This is a genomic window from Pantoea sp. X-Soil-ISGK-421, from assembly GCF_059730785.1.
The window spans coordinates 2,581,706-2,605,396 of record NZ_AP035979.1; the positions used below are offsets into that span (position 1 = coordinate 2,581,706).

The 23,691-nt window shown below is 45.8% G+C and carries 24 protein-coding genes and 1 other annotated feature; of the genes, 12 read left to right on the forward strand and 12 right to left on the reverse strand.

Going from position 1 to position 23,691, the window contains the following annotated elements:
* Positions 1 to 20: 20 nt before the first annotated feature.
* Positions 21 to 848, reverse strand: coding sequence for an SDR family oxidoreductase (locus AC6I8K_RS12085; RefSeq protein ID WP_483817709.1), 828 nt, complete (start codon positions 846 to 848; stop codon positions 21 to 23).
* 176 nt (positions 849 to 1,024) lie between these two features.
* On the opposite strand from AC6I8K_RS12085, the gene hisL reads away from it, so the two are divergent.
* The 12 genes from hisL (at position 1,025) to AC6I8K_RS12145 (ending at position 10,916) form a co-directional block, all read left to right on the forward strand.
* Entirely contained in the window at positions 1,025 to 1,072 is a 48-nt protein-coding gene (gene hisL, locus AC6I8K_RS12090; RefSeq protein ID WP_100396937.1) for a his operon leader peptide, read from the forward strand.
* Positions 1,048 to 1,169: a sequence feature (His leader region), on the forward strand. It overlaps the preceding gene by 25 nt.
* Before the next feature lie 53 nt (positions 1,170 to 1,222).
* Positions 1,223 to 2,122, forward strand: coding sequence for an ATP phosphoribosyltransferase (gene hisG, locus AC6I8K_RS12095; protein WP_483817710.1), 900 nt, complete (start codon positions 1,223 to 1,225; stop codon positions 2,120 to 2,122).
* A 4-nt stretch (positions 2,123 to 2,126) separates the two neighbouring features.
* Complete coding sequence (gene hisD, locus AC6I8K_RS12100; RefSeq protein WP_497826792.1) at positions 2,127 to 3,434, forward strand: histidinol dehydrogenase; 1,308 nt, start codon at positions 2,127 to 2,129, stop codon at positions 3,432 to 3,434.
* The gene (hisC, locus tag AC6I8K_RS12105) at positions 3,431 to 4,507 is read left to right on the forward strand and encodes a histidinol-phosphate transaminase (protein ID WP_483817712.1); all 1,077 of its coding nucleotides are present in this window, start codon (positions 3,431 to 3,433) and stop codon (positions 4,505 to 4,507) included. Before hisD ends, hisC begins: the two co-directional genes overlap by 4 nt.
* Positions 4,504 to 5,571, forward strand: coding sequence for a bifunctional histidinol-phosphatase/imidazoleglycerol-phosphate dehydratase HisB (hisB, locus tag AC6I8K_RS12110; RefSeq protein ID WP_064739207.1), 1,068 nt, complete (start codon positions 4,504 to 4,506; stop codon positions 5,569 to 5,571). The genes hisC and hisB overlap by 4 nt, the downstream gene beginning before the upstream one ends.
* Positions 5,571 to 6,161 carry an imidazole glycerol phosphate synthase subunit HisH gene (hisH, locus tag AC6I8K_RS12115; protein WP_008104825.1) on the forward strand — a complete coding sequence of 197 codons (591 nt, stop codon included), beginning with the start codon at positions 5,571 to 5,573 and terminating at the stop codon, positions 6,159 to 6,161. The genes hisB and hisH overlap by 1 nt, the downstream gene beginning before the upstream one ends.
* Complete coding sequence (gene hisA / locus AC6I8K_RS12120) at positions 6,161 to 6,898, forward strand: 1-(5-phosphoribosyl)-5-[(5-phosphoribosylamino)methylideneamino]imidazole-4-carboxamide isomerase (RefSeq protein WP_483817713.1); 738 nt, start codon at positions 6,161 to 6,163, stop codon at positions 6,896 to 6,898. The genes hisH and hisA overlap by 1 nt, the downstream gene beginning before the upstream one ends.
* Entirely contained in the window at positions 6,880 to 7,656 is a 777-nt protein-coding gene (gene hisF / locus AC6I8K_RS12125) for an imidazole glycerol phosphate synthase subunit HisF (protein WP_007888882.1), read from the forward strand. The genes hisA and hisF overlap by 19 nt, the downstream gene beginning before the upstream one ends.
* Positions 7,650 to 8,261, forward strand: a complete 612-nt coding sequence (gene hisIE, locus AC6I8K_RS12130) for a bifunctional phosphoribosyl-AMP cyclohydrolase/phosphoribosyl-ATP diphosphatase HisIE (protein WP_497826793.1) — start codon at positions 7,650 to 7,652, stop codon at positions 8,259 to 8,261. Before hisF ends, hisIE begins: the two co-directional genes overlap by 7 nt.
* 88 nt (positions 8,262 to 8,349) lie before the next feature.
* Positions 8,350 to 8,826 (forward strand): YbaK/prolyl-tRNA synthetase associated domain-containing protein, encoded by a 477-nt coding sequence (locus AC6I8K_RS12135; RefSeq protein ID WP_073991681.1) that lies wholly within the window; start codon positions 8,350 to 8,352, stop codon positions 8,824 to 8,826.
* 66 nt (positions 8,827 to 8,892) lie between these two features.
* Complete coding sequence (locus AC6I8K_RS12140) at positions 8,893 to 9,690, forward strand: ABC transporter substrate-binding protein (RefSeq protein ID WP_064739663.1); 798 nt, start codon at positions 8,893 to 8,895, stop codon at positions 9,688 to 9,690.
* Positions 9,691 to 9,800: 110 nt separating this feature from the next.
* Positions 9,801 to 10,916 carry a succinylglutamate desuccinylase/aspartoacylase family protein gene (locus AC6I8K_RS12145; RefSeq protein WP_483817715.1) on the forward strand — a complete coding sequence of 372 codons (1,116 nt, stop codon included), beginning with the start codon at positions 9,801 to 9,803 and terminating at the stop codon, positions 10,914 to 10,916.
* 139 nt (positions 10,917 to 11,055) lie between these two features.
* Here the strand turns inward: AC6I8K_RS12145 and AC6I8K_RS12150 are convergent, their stop codons facing one another.
* The 11 genes from AC6I8K_RS12150 to AC6I8K_RS12200 all read right to left on the reverse strand — a co-directional run bounded on the left by AC6I8K_RS12150 (position 11,056) and on the right by AC6I8K_RS12200 (position 23,682).
* Positions 11,056 to 14,871, reverse strand: a complete 3,816-nt coding sequence (locus AC6I8K_RS12150) for a glycosyltransferase (RefSeq protein ID WP_497826794.1) — start codon at positions 14,869 to 14,871, stop codon at positions 11,056 to 11,058.
* Positions 14,872 to 14,995: 124 nt separating this feature from the next.
* Entirely contained in the window at positions 14,996 to 16,156 is a 1,161-nt protein-coding gene (locus AC6I8K_RS12155) for a class I SAM-dependent methyltransferase (protein WP_497826795.1), read from the reverse strand.
* Positions 16,157 to 16,290: 134 nt separating this feature from the next.
* Positions 16,291 to 17,034, reverse strand: coding sequence for an ABC transporter ATP-binding protein (locus tag AC6I8K_RS12160; RefSeq protein ID WP_497826796.1), 744 nt, complete (start codon positions 17,032 to 17,034; stop codon positions 16,291 to 16,293).
* 11 nt (positions 17,035 to 17,045) lie between these two features.
* On the reverse strand, positions 17,046 to 17,846 hold the full coding sequence (locus AC6I8K_RS12165) for an ABC transporter permease (protein WP_497826797.1): 801 nt from the start codon (positions 17,844 to 17,846) through the stop codon (positions 17,046 to 17,048).
* A 136-nt stretch (positions 17,847 to 17,982) separates the two neighbouring features.
* The gene (locus AC6I8K_RS12170) at positions 17,983 to 18,303 is read right to left on the reverse strand and encodes a hypothetical protein (protein ID WP_497826798.1); all 321 of its coding nucleotides are present in this window, start codon (positions 18,301 to 18,303) and stop codon (positions 17,983 to 17,985) included.
* Positions 18,290 to 19,015 (reverse strand): glycosyltransferase family 2 protein, encoded by a 726-nt coding sequence (locus AC6I8K_RS12175; RefSeq protein WP_497826799.1) that lies wholly within the window; start codon positions 19,013 to 19,015, stop codon positions 18,290 to 18,292. Before AC6I8K_RS12175 ends, AC6I8K_RS12170 begins: the two co-directional genes overlap by 14 nt.
* Positions 19,012 to 19,641 carry an HAD family hydrolase gene (locus AC6I8K_RS12180; protein ID WP_497826800.1) on the reverse strand — a complete coding sequence of 210 codons (630 nt, stop codon included), beginning with the start codon at positions 19,639 to 19,641 and terminating at the stop codon, positions 19,012 to 19,014. The genes AC6I8K_RS12175 and AC6I8K_RS12180 overlap by 4 nt, the downstream gene beginning before the upstream one ends.
* Entirely contained in the window at positions 19,638 to 20,273 is a 636-nt protein-coding gene (locus AC6I8K_RS12185; protein WP_497826801.1) for a PI-PLC domain-containing protein, read from the reverse strand. Before AC6I8K_RS12185 ends, AC6I8K_RS12180 begins: the two co-directional genes overlap by 4 nt.
* A 1-nt stretch (position 20,274) precedes the next feature.
* A complete protein-coding gene (locus AC6I8K_RS12190) occupies positions 20,275 to 21,027 on the reverse strand; it encodes a glycosyltransferase family 2 protein (protein WP_497826802.1) in 753 nt (250 codons plus the stop codon).
* 91 nt (positions 21,028 to 21,118) lie between these two features.
* The gene (locus AC6I8K_RS12195; protein WP_497826803.1) at positions 21,119 to 22,318 is read right to left on the reverse strand and encodes a hypothetical protein; all 1,200 of its coding nucleotides are present in this window, start codon (positions 22,316 to 22,318) and stop codon (positions 21,119 to 21,121) included.
* Complete coding sequence (locus AC6I8K_RS12200) at positions 22,315 to 23,682, reverse strand: glycosyltransferase (RefSeq protein ID WP_497826804.1); 1,368 nt, start codon at positions 23,680 to 23,682, stop codon at positions 22,315 to 22,317. Before AC6I8K_RS12200 ends, AC6I8K_RS12195 begins: the two co-directional genes overlap by 4 nt.
* Positions 23,683 to 23,691 lie beyond the last annotated feature (9 nt).

Here is a 23,691-nt window from a genome sequence, read left to right on the forward strand (position 1 = left end):
ATTAATGCGCACCTGTAAACCTATTCCAGCGGCATTTTCATCGGGTCATCATAGTTGTATTCAAACCCCAACTCATTCGCGATCTTCGAGCCATCAATCACCTTCCCGGCAGAACGTTCCGGTTCGGAAACAAACGTGGGTGGCTCAAGCCCCAGTTGCTTCGACACGCTGGGATAAAAACTATCGCGCGATGGATGTTTCGAGGCACACAGATTGTAAACGTGCCCGCCTTTCGGGGTTTGCAACAACAGCACAATCGCATCCACCACATCATCCAGATGCACCAGATTCACTGCGTGACCGCCATTTTCCAGTCCGGCTTTACCCGCCAGGAAACGCCCCGGATGACGATTTGGTCCCACTAATCCGGCAAGGCGCACAATATCCACGCTGGTGCCGGGCAGATCGTGTAGCCAGTTTTCCAATTCCACCAGCGTTTTGCCGGCGACGGTTTCCGGTTGCAGCGGGCTGCTCTCTTTCATTACACCCGCGCCGCTGCCGTAAACCGAGGTAGAACTGGTGAAAATGATGCGCGGCACTTTTTTTGCCAGTGCGGTGTCCACCACGTTCTGCACCGCCTGCATGTAATCCTCTCCGCCTTTTACGGTGCGGCTGGCAGGCAAGGTCACCACCAGCGCGTCCACCGCCATCAGCGTATCTAGCTCTTCTGCTTCACACTCCAGCTCTGGCGTCAAAACCAGTTGGAAGGCTTCAATGCCACAGCGGCGTGCGGCGTCCACACCATCCGGCGAGGTTTTACTGCCGGTTACCTGCCAGCCGCGTGCCGTTAGCGCCATTGCCAACGGCATACCCAGCCATCCAAGACCTACAATCGCGACCTTTTTCATATCGACTCCTGCTATGGGCTCACACTTCATCTTAGTGCGGGTAGATGTGCCAAACCAGCGCAAACTGTTTCGGGAGATTCCGGAAATTGACAGTTAAAAAAGGGTTGCCAATTGCCACCATCTTCGTTAGGTTAATCAGCACGCAAATGAATACTCATTCAGCAACGGAATTTACTATGACACGCGTTCAGTTCAACCACCATCATCACCATCACCCTGACTAGTCTTTCAGGCGATGTGTGCTGGGAGACGATTAGGATCTTCCAGTGGTGCGAACGCAAAGAGAGCCCCCGGAAGATCGTCTTCCGGGGGTTTTTTTATGGGCGAACGCAAACCAATACGTTCAGACAGGATTGAAAAAGAGGACAGGAACCATGTTAGATAACACCCGTATTCGCATAGCTATGCAGAAATCTGGCCGTTTAAGCGATGAATCACGCGAACTGCTGGCGCGCTGCGGCATCAAAATCAACCTTCAGCAGCAGCGTCTGATTGCGTTTGCGGAGAACATGCCCATCGACATCCTGCGCGTGCGTGATGACGATATTCCTGGCCTGGTGATGGATGGCGTGGTGGATCTCGGCATCGTCGGTGAAAACGTGCTGGAAGAAGAGCTGCTGAACCGTCGTGCCCAGGGCGAAGATCCGCGTTACTTCACACTGCGTCGGCTGGATTTCGGCGGCTGCCGACTGTCGCTGGCGATGCCGGTTGATGCAGAGTACACCGGCCCGCAGTGTCTGAATAACGCCCGCGTGGCCACCTCGTATCCGCACCTGCTGAAGAAATACCTCGATAAACAAGGCGTTGCTTTTAAATCCTGCCTGCTGAACGGTTCTGTCGAAGTGGCACCACGCGCCGGCCTGGCTGATGCCATTTGTGACCTGGTTTCAACCGGCGCGACGCTAGAAGCTAATGGCCTGCGCGAAGTAGAAGTGATCTACCGCTCGAAAGCGGTGTTAATTCAGCGCGATGGCGAATTACCTGCGGCTAAGCAAGAGCTGATCGACAAAATGATGACGCGTATTCAGGGCGTGATTAAAGCGCGTGAATCCAAGTACATCATGCTGCATGCGCCGAGCGAGCGCCTGGAAGAAGTGATTGCACTGCTGCCAGGTGCTGAGCGTCCAACCGTGCTGCCACTGGCCGGAGACGTAAGCCGCGTGGCGATGCACATGGTGAGCACCGAAACCCTGTTCTGGGAAACCATGGAAAAACTGAAAGCGTTGGGTGCCAGCTCAATCCTCGTATTGCCAATCGAAAAAATGTTGGAGTAACACGATGAGCACGCTGATGACACCCATTGATTGGCAACAGTGCAGCACAGAGCAGCAGCAAGCGCTGCTAATGCGTCCGGCGATTTCGGCTTCAGAAAGCATCAGCCAGATCGTGCGCGATGTGTTGGTAAAAGTGAAAAGTGATGGCGATGCGGCGCTGCGTGAATTCAGCGCACGCTTCGACAAGGCACAGGTGGAAAACCTGCGCGTCACGGCAGAAGAGATGCAGGCGGCCAGCGATCGTCTGAGCGACACGCTGAAGCAGGCGATGGCAGTGGCAGTAAGAAATATCGAAACCTTCCACAATGCGCAGATTCTTGCTGAAGTGGATGTGGAAACCCAGCCCGGCGTGCGCTGTCAGCAGATTACGCGGCCGGTGAAATCGGTGGGTTTATATATTCCTGGCGGTTCCGCCCCGCTGTTCTCAACCGTGTTGATGCTGGCGACACCCGCGCGCATCGCGGGTTGTGGTCGCGTGGTGCTGTGCTCGCCGCCACCGATTGCCGATGAAATTCTTTACGCTGCACAGCTGTGCGGCGTGAAAGAGGTGTTTCAGGTTGGCGGTTCACAAGCCATCGCCGCCCTCGCCTTCGGCACCGAAACCGTGCCGAAAGTGGACAAGATTTTTGGTCCGGGCAACGCTTATGTCACCGAAGCTAAACGTCAAGTCAGCCAGCGTTTAGATGGCGCGGCGATTGATATGCCAGCGGGTCCATCCGAAGTACTGGTGATTGCCGATGAAGGCGCTACACCCGCGTTCGTGGCATCCGATTTGCTGTCGCAGGCGGAGCACGGCCCGGATTCGCAGGTGATCCTGCTGACGCCCTCGCTGCAACTGGCTGAAGGCGTGGCGCAAGCGGTTGAAGCGCAACTGGCGCAGCTGCCGCGTGCAGCTACCGCACGTCAGGCGTTAGAGAGCAGCCGTCTGATTGTGCTGCGCGACCTGGAACAGTGCATTGAGATCTCCAACCTGTATGGCCCAGAGCACCTGATCATTCAGACGCGCCAGCCGCGCGACCTGGTCGATAGCATCACCAGCGCCGGTTCGGTGTTTCTCGGCGACTGGTCACCGGAATCGGCGGGAGATTACGCGTCTGGCACCAACCACGTGCTGCCGACCTACGGTTACACCGCCACCTGTTCCAGCCTCGGCCTGGCCGATTTCCAGAAACGTATGACGGTGCAAGAGTTGACGCAGCAAGGCTTCCTTAATCTTGCCGCGACCATTGAAACCCTGGCCGCTGCCGAGCAGCTGGAAGCCCACAAAAATGCCGTTACCCTGCGTGTTGCCGCACTGAAGGAGCAAGCATGAGCCTGAATATTGAAGAGTTAGCGCGCGCCAACGTGCGCGCGCTGACGCCGTATCAATCGGCGCGTCGTCTGGGCGGTAACGGTGATGTATGGCTGAATGCCAACGAATTCCCGCTGCCGGTGCCGTTTGAGCTGTCGCAGCAGACGCTGAACCGCTATCCGGAATGCCAGCCGAAGATTGTCATTGAGCGCTACGCTGCTTACGCCGGTTTGACGCCAGAGCAGGTTTTGGTGAGCCGCGGTGCGGATGAAGGCATCGAACTGCTGATGCGCGCCTTCTGCGAACCGGGCAAAGATGCGATTCTGTTCTGCCCGCCAACCTACGGCATGTACAGCGTCAGCGCGGAAACCATCGGCATCGAATACCGCACCGTGGCCGCACTCGATGACTGGCAGCTGAATCTGCCAGCGATTGCTGAGCAGCTCGACGGCGTAAAAGTTGTCTACATGTGCAGCCCGAACAATCCCACCGGCAACCTGATCAATCAGGATGATATTCGCGAACTGCTGGCGATGACCGCTGGTAAAGCACTGGTGGTGGCCGATGAAGCCTATATTGAGTTTTGCCCACAAGCGACGTTGGCGAGCTGGCTGAAGGATTATCCGCATTTGGTGATTCTGCGCACGTTGTCCAAAGCCTTTGCGCTGGCCGGCTTACGCTGCGGTTTCACTTTGGCGAACAAACCGGTGATCGACCTGCTGATGAAGGTGATTGCGCCCTATCCACTGGCCACGCCGGTCGCGGATGTTGCTGGACAAGCGTTGAGCGAGCAAGGCATCGCGCTGATGCGCCAACATGTTGCCGAGCTGAACGCCAACCGCGCCTGGCTGTTTGCGCAGTTGCCGCAGATTAGCGTGGTGCAACAGGTGTTCCCGAGCGAAACCAACTACATTCTGGCGCGTTTCACTGATTCGCCAAAAGTGTTTAAAACGCTGTGGGATCAAGGCATTATTCTGCGCGACCAAAACAAAAACCCCGGCCTTGCGGGATGCCTGCGCATCTCCATCGGCACCCGTAAAGAGTGCGAGCGCCTGATCGCCGCGCTGCAAGCCTTATCAGTGGAGCAAGCATGAGTCAGAAGATCCTTTTTATCGACCGCGACGGCACCATCATCTCTGAGCCACCAACGGATTATCAGGTAGATCGCATGGAGAAGCTGGCGTTTGAAAAGAACGCCATCCCTGCGCTACTGGCGTTGCAGGCAGCAGGCTATCAGCTGGTGATGATCACCAACCAGGATGGCCTGGGTACCGATAGCTTCCCGCAGGCTGATTTTGATGGTCCGCACAACCTGATGATGCAGATCCTCAGCTCACAAGGCGTAAATTTCAGCGACATCCTGATCTGCCCGCACCTGCCGGAAGATAACTGCGATTGCCGCAAGCCGAAGACCAAAATGGTGGAAGCCTGGCTGGCCGCCGGTGCACTTGATACCGCCAACAGCTATGTGATCGGCGATCGTCTTACCGATATCCAACTGGCGCAGAACATGGGCATTCAGGGCCTGCGTTACGGCGCGGAAGGCGAAGACTGGGATGCGATTCAGGCGCGCCTGACCAAGCGCGATCGCTATGCGCTGGTGCAACGCAATACCAAAGAGACGCAGATTAAAGTCGAAGTGTGGCTGGATCGCGAAGGCGGCAGCAAAATTAACACCGGCGTCGGCTTCTTTGACCACATGCTGGATCAGATTGCGGTACACGGCGGTTTCCGCATGAACATTGATGTGAAAGGCGATCTCTACATTGACGATCACCACACCGTGGAAGATACCGGTCTGGCGCTTGGCGAAGCGCTGTTGAAAGCGCTGGGCGACAAACGGGGCATTGGTCGTTTCGGCTTCGTGCTGCCAATGGATGAGTGCCTGGCACGCTGCGCGCTGGATATCTCCGGCCGCCCGCACATCGAATTCAAAGCCGAGTTCAGCTATCAGCGCGTCGGCGATCTCAGCACCGAGATGGTCGAGCACTTCTTCAGCTCCCTCTCCTACGCCATGATGAGCACGCTGCACCTGAAAACCAAAGGCCGTAATGATCATCATCGCGTGGAAAGCCTGTTCAAAGCCTTTGGCCGCACACTGCGCCAGGCGATTCGCGTGGAAGGCAACACCTTGCCGAGCTCGAAAGGAGTGCTGTGATGAACGTGGTGATCCTTGATACCGGCTGCGCGAATCTGTCCTCGGTGAAGTGGGCGATTGAGCGCCTCGGCTACACGCCGCAGGTGAGCCGCGACCCGGATGTGGTGCTGCATGCGGATAAGCTGCTGTTGCCGGGTGTTGGCACCGCGCAGGCGGCAATGAATCAGCTGCAGGAGCGCGATCTCATCGATCTGATCAAAGCCTGTACCCAACCGGTGCTCGGCATCTGCCTTGGTATGCAGCTGCTGGGTCGCGGCAGCGATGAGAACGGTGGCGTCACCACGCTGGGCCTGGTCGATGAGCCAGTTACGCTGATGGACACGCAGGATTTACCGCTGCCGCACATGGGCTGGAACCAGATCACCGCCAAAGCGGGCCATCATCTGTTTCGTGATATCCCGGATGGCAGCTACTTCTACTTCGTGCACAGCTACGCCATGCCAGTGAATGCCGCCACCATCGCCCAGTGCGATTACGGCCATCCGTTCACCGCGGCCCTGCAGAAAGATAACTTCTTCGGCGTGCAGTTCCACCCGGAGCGTTCGGGCAAAGCGGGCGCGCAGCTGCTGAAAAATTTCCTGGAGATGTGATGATTATCCCCGCATTAGATTTAATCGACGGCAAAGTGGTGCGCCTGCATCAGGGCGATTACGGCCAGCAGCGCGATTACGGTAGCGATCCGCTGCCGCGCTTGCAGGATTACGAGCGCCAGGGCGCCGAAGTGCTGCATCTGGTGGATTTGACCGGCGCGAAAGATCCGGCCAAACGTCAAATTCCCCTGCTCACCAGCTTACTGCGCGGCGTGAATGTGCCGGTGCAGGTTGGCGGCGGCATCCGCAATCGCGATGACGTAGCGGCGCTGCTGGCTGCCGGGGCCACGCGCGTAGTGGTCGGTTCCACCGCGGTGAAGCAACCGGAAGAGGTGAAAAGCTGGTTCAGCGAGTTTGGTGCGGACGCTATCGTGCTGGCGCTGGATGTGCGCATTGATGCCAACAATCGCAAAGACGTGGCGATCAGCGGCTGGCAGGAAGCGGCGGGCGTCACGCTGGAAGAGGTGATTGGCTGGTATCAGCCGGTTGGCCTCAAGCATGTGCTGTGTACCGATATTTCTCGCGACGGCACGCTGAGCGGCTCTAACGTTGCACTGTATAAAGAAGTGTCTGCGGCTTTCCCGGACATCGCTTTCCAGTCTTCCGGCGGCATCGGTTCGCTGGATGATATAGCGGCATTACGCGGCAGCGGCGCGCAGGGCGTGATCGTTGGTCGCGCTTTACTGGAAGATAAATTCACGGTTGCGGAGGCGATTGCATGCTGGCAAAACGGATAATTCCTTGTCTCGATGTACGTGATGGGCAAGTGGTAAAAGGTGTTCAGTTCCGTAACCACGAAATCATCGGTGACATCGTGCCGCTGGCGCAGCGTTATGCGCAGGAAGGCGCGGACGAGTTGGTGTTCTACGATATCACCGCCTCATCGGATGGCCGCGTGGTCGACAAAAGCTGGGTATCGCGCGTAGCGGAAGTGATTGATATTCCTTTCTGCGTGGCGGGCGGCATTAAGAGCGAAGAAGACGCCGCGCGCATTCTGCAGTTCGGTGCCGACAAGATTTCCATTAACTCGCCAGCATTGGCCGATCCGACGCTGATTACGCGCCTGGCCGACCGCTTTGGCGTGCAGTGCATCGTGGTAGGTATCGATACCTGGTTTGACGAAGCGAGCGGTAAATATCACGTTAATCAGTACACCGGCGACGAAGCGCGCACCAAAGTGACCACGTGGGAAACCCTCGATTGGGTGCAGGAAGTGCAGAAGCTGGGCGCGGGCGAAATCGTCCTCAACATGATGAACCAGGATGGCGTGCGTAACGGCTACGATCTGGTGCAGCTGAAGAAGGTGCGCGATGTCTGCAAAGTGCCGCTGATTGCTTCCGGCGGCGCGGGCACCATGCCGCACTTCCTTGAAGCCTTTGAGCAGGCGAACGTCGATGGCGCGCTGGCGGCTTCAGTGTTTCACAAACAAATTATCAATATCGGTGAGTTGAAAAACTTCCTGATCGACAACGGTGTGGAGATTCGCGCGTGTTAACTGCAGAACAACTGAGCAAGCTGGATTGGGTCAAAACCGCGGGCATGATGCCCGTTATCGTCCAGCATAACGTTTCCGGCGAAGTGCTGATGCACGGTTATATGAACGAGGACGCGCTGCAAAAAACCCTCAGCGAGGGCAATGTTACCTTCTTCTCGCGCACTAAAAACCGCTTATGGACCAAAGGCGAAACCTCAGGGCACTTCCTGCAGGTAGCGAGCATTACGCCGGACTGCGACAACGACACGCTGCTGGTGCTGGCGAACCCCATTGGCCCAACCTGCCATCTCGGTACTTCAAGCTGCTTCTCCCCGGCCGCGCCTGACTGGACGTTCCTCTATCAGTTGGAGCAACTGCTGGCTTCGCGTAAAACTGCCGATCCCGAGAGCTCGTACACCGCCAAGCTGTACGCCAGCGGCACCAAGCGCATCGCGCAGAAAGTGGGCGAAGAAGGCGTGGAAACTGCATTAGCGGCAACGGTTAACGATCGTCATGAGTTGACCAATGAAGCCTCGGATTTGCTCTATCACCTGCTGGTGCTGCTGCAGGATCAGGAGCTGGATTTGAGTACCATCATCAACAATCTGCGGGCGCGTCATAAATAATTTTCCGTAGGGTCGCCATTCGTGGTGACCCATGTTCCAGGTGCGCATAAATGCACACCCTACGCTATTTATCAGCATGGAAAAAACCATGACCACGCATGAAAAACTGCTCGCGCTGCTAAACCAGCATCAGGCGCGCTATCGCGTGATGGAACATGAAGCGACTGGCAAGTGTGAAGCGGTGGCGGCGATTCGGGGCACGGAAGTGGGGCAAGGCGCGAAGGCACTGGTGTGTCATGTGAAAGGCAACGGCATTAAACAGCATGTGCTGGCGGTGTTGCCCGCCGATCAGCAGGCCGATCTGAGCAAGGTTGCAGCGGCTGTGGGTGGCCGACGTGCTTCGCTGGCTTCACCAGCGGAAGTCGATGCGTTAACCGGCTGCGTATTCGGTGCCATTCCGCCTTTCAGTTTTCATCCGGATTTACAGCTGGTGGTCGATCCGCTGTTGTTCGAGCGCTATGACGAAATCGCCTTTAACGCCGGTTTGCTGGAGCAATCGGTGGTGCTGAATATTGCCGATTACCAGGCGCTGCATAATGGTAACGTGATGAAAATAATCCTCTAATTGCCTTGCCTGATGGTGAGCGGTACTCTTCGTGACTCAACATCACAACAAAAGAAGACCGATATTATGGCAAGTTCTCGTTTATCTGCCCGCCTGCGTCAAACATTGGCGCTGGCTGTGCTGGCAGGGTGCGCATTTGGCGCGCAGGCAAAAATTGATCAGGTCCGTTTCGCGGTTGATCCCACCTATCCTCCATTCGAATCCAAAACGCCACAAGGCAAATTGGTTGGTTTTGATATCGATCTCGGTAACGCGCTGTGCGCACAGATGCAAGCAAAATGCGTATGGGTGGAAAGCCAGTTCGACGGCATGATCCCGGCGCTAAAAGCGCGTAAGTTCGATGCCATCTTGTCTGATATGGGCATCACCGAAGAACGCTTGAAACAGATTGATTTTACCGTGCCGCTGTACGACACCCATACGCAGCTGATTGCGCGTAAAGGTTCTGGCCTGCTGCCTACCGCTGAATCGCTGAAAGGCAAAACCGTCGGCGTGGAACAAGGCACCGTGCAGGAGCGCTATGCGCTCGCCAAATGGCAGCCGCATGGCGTGCAGGTTGTGCCTTATGGCGATCAAGCGCAGGTGGAGAGCGACCTGATCTCTGGTCGACTTGACGTGGTGTTTACCGATGCCGCTCAGGCTGCGAATGGCTTCCTGAAACATCCGCAGGGCAAAGATTTCGAACTGGCGGGACCTATTGTGCAGGATCCGATTATCGGTCCGGGTACCGCAATTGGTTTACGTAAAGGCGATACCGAACTGAAAACCGCGCTGGATAATGCATTTGCCGAGCTTAAGAACAACGGCACTTTCGATAAAATTCAGAAGCAGTACTTCGCCACCGATATCTCCATTCAACAGTAATCTTTTGGGCGGCTTTTGTGCCGCCCTTTTCCACTCGGCACTATAATTCCAGTCATACAATTAAACAGGCGCAATTGAAACGTGCCGTGGTCAAGGACACTAGAAGCGTTATGCAACAACAACATCATCCTCTACTCAGCGCCTCGCTGGGTACACAACGTGAAATTGTCAGCTTTCACTTCGGCACAGATTCGCAGCAACGCGTTTATATTCAGGCTGCACTGCACGGCGATGAGTTGCCGGGCATGGCGGTGGCGTGGTACTTGAAACAGAAGCTGCTGGAGCTGGAATCCGCTGGTCAGCTTAAAGCCAAAATCACACTGGTGCCGGTCGCTAATCCACTGGCGATGGGACAACACTGGCACGGTAGTCATTTGGGGCGCTTTCATACCCTGTCTGGTCAGGATTTTAATCGGCGCTTCCCTGCATTAGGCAATGCGCTGGTTGAAGAACTGGACGGTTCGCTGACGCAAAGTGAATACGAAAATAAACGGCTGATTCGGGAAGCCATTGATCGTCATTACCGTGACCGTATTGCGCGCACTGAACTAGATTCTCAGCGCTTTACCCTGATGCGCATGGCAAGTCAAGCTGACTTGATGATTGACCTGCACTGCGACTGGGACGCGCTACCGCACCTCTATACCACGCCACACGCGTGGCCAGACATTGAACCACTGGCGCGCTGGCTGGGCAGCGAAGTACAGCTGCTGGCACAAATTTCTGGCGGCGAACCCTTTGATGAAGCCTGCTGTGAGCCTTGGTTGACCCTGGCGGAACGTTTTGGTGATGAATATCCTATGCCGCGCGGATTGCTGCCGGTAACGTTGGAACTGCGCGGTGTGGCAGATGTATCGCCTGAGATGGCTGAGAAGGATGCTGACGCAATTATCCATGCGTTGATTGAGAGCGGCTATATTGCGGGCGAAGTGGGAGAATCCCCTGCCCTGATCAATCCAGCGACTAAACTGGCGGGATGTGAGTATATCCATGCGGCGCAATCTGGGTTGGTGTTTTATCGACGTAACCTGGGAGAGTGGATTAAGGCTGGGGAAGTGGTAGCGGAGATTGTTGATCCGATTACGGACCAGGTGATGCCGCTGGTGGCAGAGTTTGGTGGCGTGCTGTATGCGAGGAATTTGACTAAGTTTGTGACGGCAGGGATGTTGGTGGTGCGGCTGGCTGGGGAGAATGCGGGGAGACGGGGGGAGTTGCTGGTGGGGTAATTCGAAAAAAAACCTTTGGGCAACGCTCATACAATCTACAACGAACATCCTAAATGCCTGTTTCTGTTTGAAAACATATTGTAGAAACAGGCAATACTATTTTGTTAACCTCTAAAATTTCTTAATTTGAAAGGCTAATTTAGCTAGTTAATCTACGCTTGATTTGTCTGAATTTATTCTCAATTCGTTTATTAATACTGGGTTTTTGTCCGATGATATTAGCCGCTGTATCACCTCCAATTGGTATTATCTCTTGAATATCTTTAGCTGATGGAATATGAGTTACCAACTTAGCGGAAATTACATGCAATCCGAGTATACGAGCATCCTGTGAACCAAATTCTGAAGGTGAGCGTGGGTTAACGATCTGAAGTTTTATGATTATGTTTGATGAGTCTTGCAATGCTACATGACTCAATGGCGCAATTAGTTCTGAAGCATTTCCATCAACTTGCCATGTGGCAACCATCACATCGTTAACGGATACGTTTACAGTGACAACTTCGGTATTAGGAACATAGCCAAAAGCTAACACTGAGAATGCTAGTTCACTACTTAATCGCTCATCCAATTGGAAACCAAGATAGGCTTCATTACCAGAAGTCCAGCTTCCTGCTGATTCAGGAAGGTACCATCCATTAAGTGCAAATTTATTGCTCGAATGCGTTCCAGGCGGATTTATAGCAGAGAAACTTAACACCCCTCCTATATTAAGAGATTCCAAACGAGATGAAGCATGGATATTTGCGATGGATTTAATTACCTGCTGCGCAGTTTGATGCCAGTTAGTTGGGTTATAATTTTTAGCGAGTTTTGTCTTTTCTGCCAACAAATCAGGTTCAAAGCAATAGGTCTGCAATGCTTTATACCAAGCAATACAATCTAACGGATCGATATATTCTGCACATCCAGGCGCGACTTCGGGCAAGGAACCGGCATTAGAGGCGAGACAGAATTTACCATATCGGCAACTTTCGGCAACTGGTAATCCCCAACCTTCATAGCGTGATGGAAAAACAGTGAATAAACAGTTTTTATAGAGCCAGTCCAATGTTGAGTCTTGTATGCCATGTAGCATTAAAACCTTCCCTTTTAATTCAGAATTGTACTTAATAATATTTACGGCCTCTTCACCCCGCCACCCAATATTACCAACCAAAACTAATTTAGGGACAGCATTGCCATATTCATTAATTAAACCCTTCCACAGCATAAGTAATAACGAATGATTCTTCCTGACATCGATCGTACTAACAAACATGACAAACTTATCATCTCGGGCTAAATCGGATAATCCCTCTCGTTGGAGTTGAATATCTACATTGACATCCGAATGAACGGCTTCATCACCTAATCTAAACACGGAAATAGGACAAAGTGGAGTTTGAGTTTCCAAACAGAAATCTACGATATCAGCCTTGCTCTGTTCTGAACAGGTAATAACCATATCAGAAATTGAAATAATTTTTTGACAGTTAACAGCAAATTGCTCACCAACGCCCTCAGGAAACAAGAACTTCATTTTATGCTGAATAACATCATAAACAGTGCTTACAATTGCAACACCATGCATTTTCTTTAGAGACTGAAGATCCTGCAGATAGTTTGAATTTCTAATCCAAGCTCCGCCGAATATCAATAACAAATCGTCAGCTTGAAAATCAACATTTGACTTTGGAAAACCTGGAGGGAAGCCAGGTATATTTTCGCCAGCAAAAAGTTTAACTGTGTCATTAACCAAATCAGCATAACCGACTTTGATGAATTTGCCATAACGAGAATTCCAAAGGATGAATGTAACTTCCGAACCATAAAATTCATGAAGTTCTTGAGCTAAGCGACTTTCAACACGTGCAATGCCTGTAGGTGTAGAATTATGATGAGCTAATGTAGTCAGATCAACAAACACTCGTCTATTTTTTTTCTGTTCGCGTAGGGAAGCTTTTTTGTCACCGAAATCTAAAGCTGCTTTATAAGCATTGAAAGTATCACGAGCATATCCATCCCAACTATGTTCATTTTTCATCATCTGTTTAAGTATATCAGAGCGAGATGAAGTGATATCATCAGCATCATTCCAGGCATGAAGGATTTTTTGTCGAATATCGCTAACATCAGCTGGATTGATATATCTTGCAAATTTACCAAAATACTCCGATTCTGCTGAACGATCACTTAGGACCATATTACAACCTGCAGCAGCTGCTTCAAGTGCTACTAGTGGAGCTCCCTCACTCCAGGAAGGCAAACAAAATACTTTAGCTCCGGAATATGCCGATGCGAGCATAGGGCTATTGGCTTCAATACGGCCAGCAAATATAATATTTTCACCCCCCCATTTTCTAACAAGATCGGCATATTTTTCATCAGCTTCATGCCCAACCAAAACAAGAGGGATATTAGTATCTTTAAGAGCCAATGCAAGGAGGGCCTGATTTTTTCTCGACTCAATACGACCAACGCACAAAACATAATCTTGAACGTCAAAATGCTTTCTAAATAAGTCAGGATCACCACTTTCAAACACAGTAGCATTAACGGGATTTTTGACAATACTTGTAGAAGGATGAGAGACTCCTATTTCTTCTAATATAGACTTTTCATGTTCACTAAGAAGAATTAGGTGATTAGCATAGGAAACTAAGCGACGAATGGCTAAAAAATAATTAGGGAAAGGTTCTCTCTTCATTAATGGCAAATGACGATGTTCAATATTTTCGTTACATAATATTGAAAGTTCATTTAGAACATCATTAAGATTATCATTCTCAGAAAGAATATGCCGAACTCTAACATTATAAAAATCTAGCTCTGATAAATCTAAGAATATCGGAGAAAGAACAGATGCGATCCCGTTTTTTTCAATTTGACTAAGTAGAACCTCACACTCGTCTGGATGCCAAACATTCAGAGCATGTATGATATCGATTCCTTGCGTCGAAAAGTTACGATTAGCAACAAAGTCCGCGTTGATACCTAATTTTCTCAGTGCCTCAACCGTTCTTGGCGCTCTGACAGAAGGTCCACCCAACGAGCTTGTCATTTCAGCACCATGTACAGCCACCAATACACTGAGCTTAATTTCATCGTTAACCGGGGAAAATTTAGAATCAGTCTTTTTTACTTCATTGAGATTACTTTCAACAAGAATGTCTCGATTTAATAGACGAGAGAAAAGACTATGATGTTGATCAGCCCATGATTGCCATGTATAGCTTTCAACGCTTTTTCTTAGGAGCTGTTTTTCTTCAACAAGTTTTAAAAGTACACGACGTAAATCGGCCACATCTCCAAGCTTGAATTCGATATGTGGGAATTGTGGCACCCAACCTACGGGCGAAGCTATGACCTTACACCCACTAGCAAGTGCCTCAAGAACGCACATAGGACCACCCTCAATAGTGGCTGGCACTAAAATATAATCAAGCGATCTGTAAAATTCTGGTAATGCCGAATCCTCAATAAAGGTTGATGGTCCTGGCCAACCTTCTCCGGTGAAATACCATTCAATGCCTGGAATATCCATCACTTGTTCAACCAATTTTTCACCTTTACGCCCAGTGTGATAGGTTCTCCCTATTATTCCTATGCGTACAATGGGCGAAAACCTCTCAAGGTCTACTCCAGGGGATATTGTTTGAACATTTGTTAAACCGCTTTCACGTACGATTAATTCAGTTTTTAGTGATTGTGCAATACAGAAATCAACACTTGAAGCAACCGTTTCAAATTTCTTTGCTGCTGATGGAACATCTTCTTTATGAGTAAAAAGTGCGATCTCAATCGGAGAAACTCTCTCCTGACGGCAACCATAAGTCATATAATACTGAATTTCTGCAGAGGGATCTTGCTCAAGTCCATAACTTACATATGGTAGACGGGTAGTTATCTCTAGAGCTAATTTTTCAAGAATCCAGCCTTTATCCGAAATTTTAATATGCACTATCTTTTTCATATCAATCCAAACAATACAATATAAGTTTAAAATTTTAGCACTCGAATTAATACTTTAAGAAATGTTATCAAAGTGCAATATATTAATTAGCTTATTCTGCTATCCCAGAGGGTAATACTATGATCTATTGTCCGATTAGTTTTCGGAAGTAATTATTAAAATCAATATTATTAGATGCTAATTCTCTCGCACGATGGGCAGCAGAAATTGCTTCACTTAATCGATCAGTCTTTTCAAAAAGATGAGCCAAGCGATAGTGAAAAATACCTACATTTTCTTGTAGCTCTATAGCATTAGTCAGGTAAGGCTCAGCCTTGGTAAACTCGCTCGCAGAGCAATAAAGCTCACCAAGGAAAGAAATAAAGTGTGCATTAGATTTGGCTAACTCCACAGCACGTAATGAGCTATTAATAGCACCCTCACTATCATTATTCCGCATTTTCATCACTGAAAGGTGATGATGCAGCCTTGCTGAGTCGGGGTATACTGCTATTACTGATAATAGCATTGACAGGTGTACCGATGAACGAGGATTTTTTGAGACCAAGTGAATAACTTGCTCTATAAATTCTTTTTTTTCACTGTCTCCCTGCTGCGAGCCAAAACCTGTATTCATTTTCTTGAATGCTTCACTGAACTTATCTTTCCATTCATTCCCGAAAATCAGGCCAATATTATTTGATACTTTCTCTAAAAGAGTTTTTTCGATTGTTGTTTCCCAGGGGGTATAGATAGTATTCAATATAAGACTGAGAAATTGTTCATCAACTGATGTAGGCATTTTGACCGCACCGATCATTGGAAGATTCTGTGAGGAATGAATTTTTTCGTAAGGCCAACATTCGAATAGATATTTAGGGCCTCTATTGGTTTGATCATGTCTAGGATAAGTAGAAAGATTCAGATCATGAATTAATATATATGCATTGGGGCTTAACGTAGGAATGAGAGATAAAAAATCCAGAATAGCCCACGGGTGGCGATGGTCCCCATCAATAAACGCCAAATCGACATTTTTTCCAATGTCATTTACACAATCAACAGCATGAAAACCTAAGATCAACCTCATTTTGACATCATTATCTGAGACAACTTCTGAAATAGCTGCTCCAGTAGCTTTATTACTGTCTAAATAATAATTTTCTGATAAATCGATTCCTATGTACTCACCAGGTGTTCCATTTTGAGATAGTGCATCAATAAAAAGACACCCACTCCACCCACTCGCCACTCCAATTTCAACTACTTTTTTGGGCTTTAATAGTTTGGTTAATCCAATCAACAATGGCTGGTCCAAGATTGAAATATTACCCGCGACCCACGCGGGTTTCTTCTTAAGCATTGTCTCTGAGGACTGTAAACCTGCTGACTCACACAATTCGGATGTAATGACCATAATGATAAACTCCCATGATATTTCTATTTACCAAAATAGCTTGAACACACTTCCTTTACATCACCATCCATTAGTATTTTGCCATGCTCTAGCCACATTGCACGATTACAAGATTTCATTATCATACTTTTGGAGTGTGAAGCAATCACAAGGATATTTGTTGCTTGAACCATCTCCGAAAGTCTCGATTCAGCTTTATGTTTGAAAGCTTCATCCCCTACCGATAACCATTCATCCATTAAAAGAATTTCTGGACGAACAATAGTTGATACGGCAAAGGCAAGACGTAGATGCATGCCAGAAGAATACGTACGAACAGGCATATCAACGAAATCACCTAACTCTGAGAACTCGATAATTTCATCAAGTTTTTCACTGATTTCAGCTCGTGTACGGCCTAATAATCCACCGCGCAGAAAGATGTTATCTCTTCCTGTAGCTTCAACATCAATACCTAGAGAGATATCAATAAGTGATCCAACTTCTCCATGGCTCACAGCAGTTCCGGAAGAAGGCTCATAGGCACCACTAAGAAGACGTAAAAGCGTACTTTTTCCCGCTCCATTGTGTCCAAGCAGGCCAACGCGATCGCCGTCTTTAAGAGTAAATGACAAATGATCAATAGCTCTAACAATGACTCGCCCCTGAGGATCGGATCCTAACTGGCCACCAGTAGCCACTTGCATAAGTCGCTTTTTTAGTGAGCGTCCATTTGCGTTATAGATGGGGAAATCGACACATACGTTTTTAAATTCTACTGAAGCCATGATAACTCTTCTTATAACCAGTAAGCGATACGACGCTTATAGCGTCCATAAACAAAAATAGTAGCTATCCATCCACAAACTGCTATCGCAAGGCATGTTAGCCAACTGGACATTCCGGGGATTTGTCCCAGCAGAGGAGCTCGGACAATTTCCATCAAATGATAAACCGGGTTCAAACCCAAAATTAGCTCACCTGCTCGTTGCGGTACTAAATGAGGCATCCACATGATCGGCGTAAAATAGAAAATAACATTTAATAAACTTGTGATTATTTGTGGCAGATCTCTATATCTGGCGCATAAGATGCCAAGCATTAAGGCTATCCATGTTAGATTTAAGGTTGCTAATAGAAAACCGGGGATAACAAAAAGAATATAAATTGTTATCGGCTTGCCAACAGCAATAAAAACTAACGGAAGAATTATTATGTTGTGGCATAATATTATTGTATTCCTCCAGATAATTCTAAGAATGTGAACAAAAAGCGGGATAGGCAATTGTTTTATAATTCGCTCCGCATTGATAAAGCCTGCGCATCCCTCATTCACCACTGTAGTAAAAAAAGACCACAGAATCATACCGCTCGCAAGAAAAGGTAAAAATTCTTCTAAAGAAGTTTTGAAAATGGAACCAAAAACTATGCCAATGGTACCAATCATTACACCCATACTGATTGTCAACCAGAAAGGTCCTAATGCTGAACGACGATAACGTTGTTTAACATCTTGCCATCCCAGCATCCCCACTAAGGAATAGCGTTTGATTGCTGAAAAAATATCTTTAATAGCAATTTGTACAGTACTACCTTGCATTATTTTATTCCATCAATGAAAGTTGTATATTCTATCGCTCGCGAGCTTACAGTCAACTTTAATGCTGTATAAAGAAGTCTCTATGGATAAAATTCAGAATATTGTGAGATGAGCAAATTGTTTACTTGTGGAACATTTAAACAATATATTTATCATTTAATGCTCCGGGCAATTTAACGACTGTCGTGATAGCATCCGTTAATGCTTTAAAGGAAGTAATTTCTCCTGGTGATATTACTAGGACATCTCCTGCAACCCAACGTTTTCCGCACATTAAGACTTCACCTGACACAATACAGGTTATTTCAGTTGCTATTTTATGAAAGTGTTCACCTTCCTGCTCATCAGCCTTGTAATATTTAACTGCAACCTCACAATCAGTTGTAGAGAAGGTTGTTGGCTCGAAACCCCCAACAATCCAGCCACCTTTCATGTCGGAGAGTTTATAATCTTTCATTATTAGTAGCCTTTCCTGTTTCATATTGAGAGATGGATTTTAGAGGATGGTATTGCGTAGAATCAATCTTTTGCGTGCTAATTTTCATTCCACTAAGGATTAACTCATTGAATGAAGGACAGATATAGAACATATTATCAACTCTGGCATCTTTTCTTATCATTTGTTTTACGGCTTCTGTAAAAAGAGATGTTCTCCTGAACCAGTAAACTCCTGCAGTTGCATTACGGCTGATTGGATTTTTCTCTGATGCTTGAGCGACTAAATCATTTTCAAGCACAACATAGGAATAGCGCGGATGAACCGAATCAAAAATGATAGTACCCGCATCGTTATTTAAATCAGCCATGGATTTGGTGAATATTTCATAATTTACATCTACGTATTGATTTGCGCTTACAATTAATAAAGGTGCGTCTTGATTTAGACTAACCACACCGAGTAGAGCCGTGCACGCTGCCCCTGCAGTATCCTCAGGAACTGAAATTGAACTAAAATTACCGTTTGACAAAAGACGCACCACATTATCTAAACGATACTTCTTAATATGTTTATCTTGAAAAAGAAAAACAGAACTTCCATTATTGAACTCGATCTGTTCTGCGATCAATTGAATTAGTGGTTTGCCCAAAAATTCCGACAAGCAGAATGGATAGTTTTTGTCGTCGCTATCAACGTAATGTTCACCTGCAGCAAGCACTATAATATTCATGGTTTATCTCCCTCAATAGAAAACATAAACTCCTTAATATTACGATAAGTTACATCTGAAACATCACTGACTGCCAAAACATGTGCACCTGCTGCTTTAGCTGCTCTAATACCGTTTTCATTATCTTCAACTACTACACATTCGTTTGGCATTAAGCCAAGTAATCCTATGGTCTTAGTATACATTTCAGGATCAGGCTTACCTTTTATTACATCTTCATTCGATATCATGTAGTCAAGATATTTTGTTAGTGCTGCTTTTTCCATCATGGTGATAACGGTATTTTTAATAGAATTCGATGCAACGGCAAGTTTATATCCTTCCATTCTGAGTTTAGATAAGGCGTACTCATGAATAAATAGTGGTTTACACTTAGTGTGCACGATTTCCATTGTGTAGCTTTGCTTCATTTCATTGATGAAGGTGTGTAGTTCATAAGGCAAGTTATATTCAGCAGACAAAATATTAAGTTTATCTTTCGTAGGAAGACCATCAAATTTTGTGAGATGGTCAAAGCGGCTAATATTATATCCAAAAAGATTTAAAGATTTGTTTAGTGCTTCATAATGCCAATCTTTGGCTTCAATGAGTACACCATCCATATCAAAAATAACAGCCTTAATCATTTTGACACCTCAAAATAACATTGTGCTTCTTCGGGAAAATCTGTACAAAGAATAAGATTATCTGAACTTATAACATGCGAATTAGCCAACATTTTCCAAAGTATTTTATAGTCATGACGTTTATGTAACTCAGAAGAAACAATGCATACTTTTTTTCCGGCTTTAAGTAAGTCACTAATATATTCAATATCATACCAAATAGAATCAAAAGCATCTAACCAGACACCATGGCACTTTTCAAAGAGCGAAATGGTCAGCTCATATTCGCTAGCACGTGAAAAAAAATCAATTCGGCCATCTTTATAATATGCAAGCTGGTCTGGTATCGACATGTCAAAAACGAATACATTTTTAAATTTAAATTTTGATATGTGTTCAAATAACTTTTGCACTAAACCGTCAGATTTGACATTAAGGGCCAACGTAAAATCTTTACCATTAGCCAACTGTAGAAATTCATCTAACGGCATCTCCAAACCTGTCGGAATATCATGCGAAATAACTAGCTCGCCATTTAAATCACGTACATCTGTCTCTGTGCCGAATCCTAAATCGAACGAACGAACAAAAGCTTCGCGCGTATTTTTTTCCTCAACTTTTTTCCAGTAACCACGATGACTGATTATTTCCATATTATATCCCTTCTGTCGCTTTATGTGACAACTCAAGTTTTATAAATAGGTCCAAATCCGCTGGAATCCCTAATCCATACATACCATTTGCCTCAGACCCAATATTGTATATGCCAATCTTTTCACCTTCTGCAATGAGATAATTGTAGGCAGGTGCGACATAGAACTCGTTGTTTACTCGATCGTTATTTTTAATCATTTTCTCGGCAACACGAACAAAATCAGAACCTTTACGGAAATTATAAATACCAACAGTGGCTTCATTGGATATTACTTCTTTTTCAACAACCGTATTAACAAATCCCTGGTCATCAAAACCAACATAGGACCATTTTGGATCATCAGCGGCCATAGTCATGATAATCCCGTCATAATTATTTTTCTCCATGGACTCCAGATAATCATCAATAATACAGTCAACGAACTGGTCGCTATTTGCAATCATCAAATGCGAATCATTATTGATAAAATCCTTTGCCAATAGCACCGTACATGCTGCTCCTTCAGTCAAACCATCAGCGTAAACAACGTTGCAGGTTGGCTCCCAACTTTTGAGTAATTGAGTTAGATTATAAATTTCATCATGTGCACGCTGAATGATAAAAATAAACTTATGTGGCTGTGTTGGTTTGAGATTATTTACCACTAACTTTACCATGGGTACACCATGTACGTTGATTAATGGCTTAGGTTCAATGTAGCCGGCTTTCGCGAATCTACTTCCTGCACCAGCCATAGGAATTACTATATTCATAGTTTAAAGCCTCACTTTAAAAAATCCACGATGAATCTATAATTAACATATCAGTACAATCACAACATATATGGAGAAAATTGATGTCTGCTTATGTTATTTTTTTAATCTTTTTTTTTACTTTATTTAGGACTAGTCTAGGATTAGTTATTAACAAAATGATATTCCTTTTAATAACTTCTATCAAATCTTTTGATCGCGAATGCGCTCCTTGAAAAAGGTCAATGTGGTGGTAAAAGTTATTCAAATCCGGTTTTTTAAAGTCAGCAATAATCTCTTTTCGCAACTGCAGTACTTTTGCAACCGTTTTGCTATTCAAGCGAGGCACATAGTCTAATGCCATTAATCTTTGTGACAATTCGACATCTTCTGCCATATTCCATGTGCCTAAATCATTAAAGAGATTTGCCATTAAAATATGTCGTTTTCCAATAACTAAGCCGCCGGGTATATACAAATATGGTGAATATTCGCCATAATTAAGTAAATAATTGGCTGTTAAACGCTGGTCAGATGCCTGAGAAACCCAATCAGGAACCCTTTCGCCAGTATCATTCAAAACTTGCTTGATAACACAAACATCAAAATCATGATCAATTCGATCAAAAGACTTGATAAAATTCACATCAAGTTGATAACGATTGTGCGCCACGCAAATATTTTCATAACTTGCAGCTTTTATAATTAAGTTTTTCTTCCTTGAAATGTTTGCGTATTTTTCTGTATTTTCGTCAGTATGAATAAAGGTATGGTCTATATTAATGTCAAATGTAGGTTTAGGGCCACATATTATCAGTTCAATTTGTGCACCTGATTTGATTTGACTTGAAACACTCTCGGCATACGATTTAAGATAACTTTCGTTTTTTCCATCCCATAATATTCCAAATGACCAATTTCTACTATTATCAAAAGGCCGACGCGTTGCAGTAAAGCTGATAGTATAGCCATCTTGATCATCGCTATTATTAACGCTAATGAACTCTGCACTTCCAGCGGAAAGTTGATGAATTTGTTTATAAAACTTTGGAATGGAAAAAACATGTGAGGAAGAAATAAATTTAATAGAAAAAGTTGACTTCCCCTTGGATATTTTGAATAATTCATCAAGGATGAATGGCCAATTATTATAGTTTGAAATGGGCGTTTCTGTAAAATATATATCAGTATATGATTGATAATGTTCCGGGGAAAGTCTCGTATCAGTGGTTCTCACAAAATCCGTACTTAAACACTTAAATCCCTCTGGGGGATTCTTCCCAAACCAAATAAATTTTCCTTTTTCACTCATTGAATTTCCTCTTCATGAATAAACATCTTTTTAATGTCTTTAGAGAAATCCTTCCAACTTCTAAGCTTATCTTTGTTTCTTTCAATAAGGTTGACTTGTTCATTATAGTAATTGTCATCAGACATCATTTGGTTAAACGCTTGATTGAATTTTTTATAATCAGGATATTTTATTGCAATTGTTAGTCCATATCCTGCTTCTTTTAAGGAAGATGTATCAAAATGCAAGCAAGGTTTACCGCATGCTAATGATTCTCCTAAGGGCAATCCCCAACCTTCGTAATGCGACGGATAAACAGTAAAACGGCAATTACGATAAAGCTCACCGATTTCCGCATCTGAAGTATCTTGCATTATAATGACGCTACCATAAACATTACCGGAATGATGGAGTAACTGAGCAAAGTCTTCCGTATCCCAGAGCCATTTCCCAGCTATTACTAGTTTCTGATTAGCGTATTCTGGACTATTAAAAAAATTAATCCAAGTGAGGAGTAAATTGACATGGTTTTTTCTTGATTCAATTGAGCCTACACAAAAAACGTATTGTTCATGTTTGAGCTTTCTTACGCGAAGTGGGAATTCGAAATCATTATCATAGGTGACTCTTTTTAGATTTTCCGGCAACTTGTGTGAAAGATGGACCACTTCAATTTCAGGAACTGTAGTTCCCCTTTTATTGCAATAATCTGTAAGATCGTTTTTGCAGCTATGCGAGTTGACAACTATTTTATCTGCATACTCTAGAACAAACGGAATATATTTTTTGAACATAGCTTTAAGTTCATCAGGAACAAATGGTGACACAATCGGAATCATGTCATATACCATAAATATCTTCCGTAAACCATACCATTTTCTTTCTATTAATTCCTTGTATTTATCCTGAAAGTTCCATACTCCTCCAAATAAAGCAACTGAAGCATGTTCTTGAAATTTATCAAACTCGCTAATTGTCAGACCTGGGTGAAGTGCCACCCTATTGTCTAGATAGCGACATACAATTTTATGACTTATTATTTTTGTTACAGGAATTTTAGAAATTAAAAAATACATATCACTTAATATTTTTTTCTTCCTCCCAAATGATTTTACTTTTTCAAAATACTTATCTATATTCTCTGATGATTTTGAAATATAAATATCTGCATAAATCCATAGATTAATAAATGGGCTAAGGTCATTAATATCTATTTTCTCAAGCCCTGCGATTTTATATGTCCTTCCTGTAATGGGACTCATGAAAAAAATAGTATAATCACCATCAAGTCCTTTAAGCCCTTCAAGCACAACTCGCTGAATACCACTCACTTTAGTCGAAAACTTTGAATGGTTGATAATATCAGTAATATCGTAATAAATCATTTATGTTCC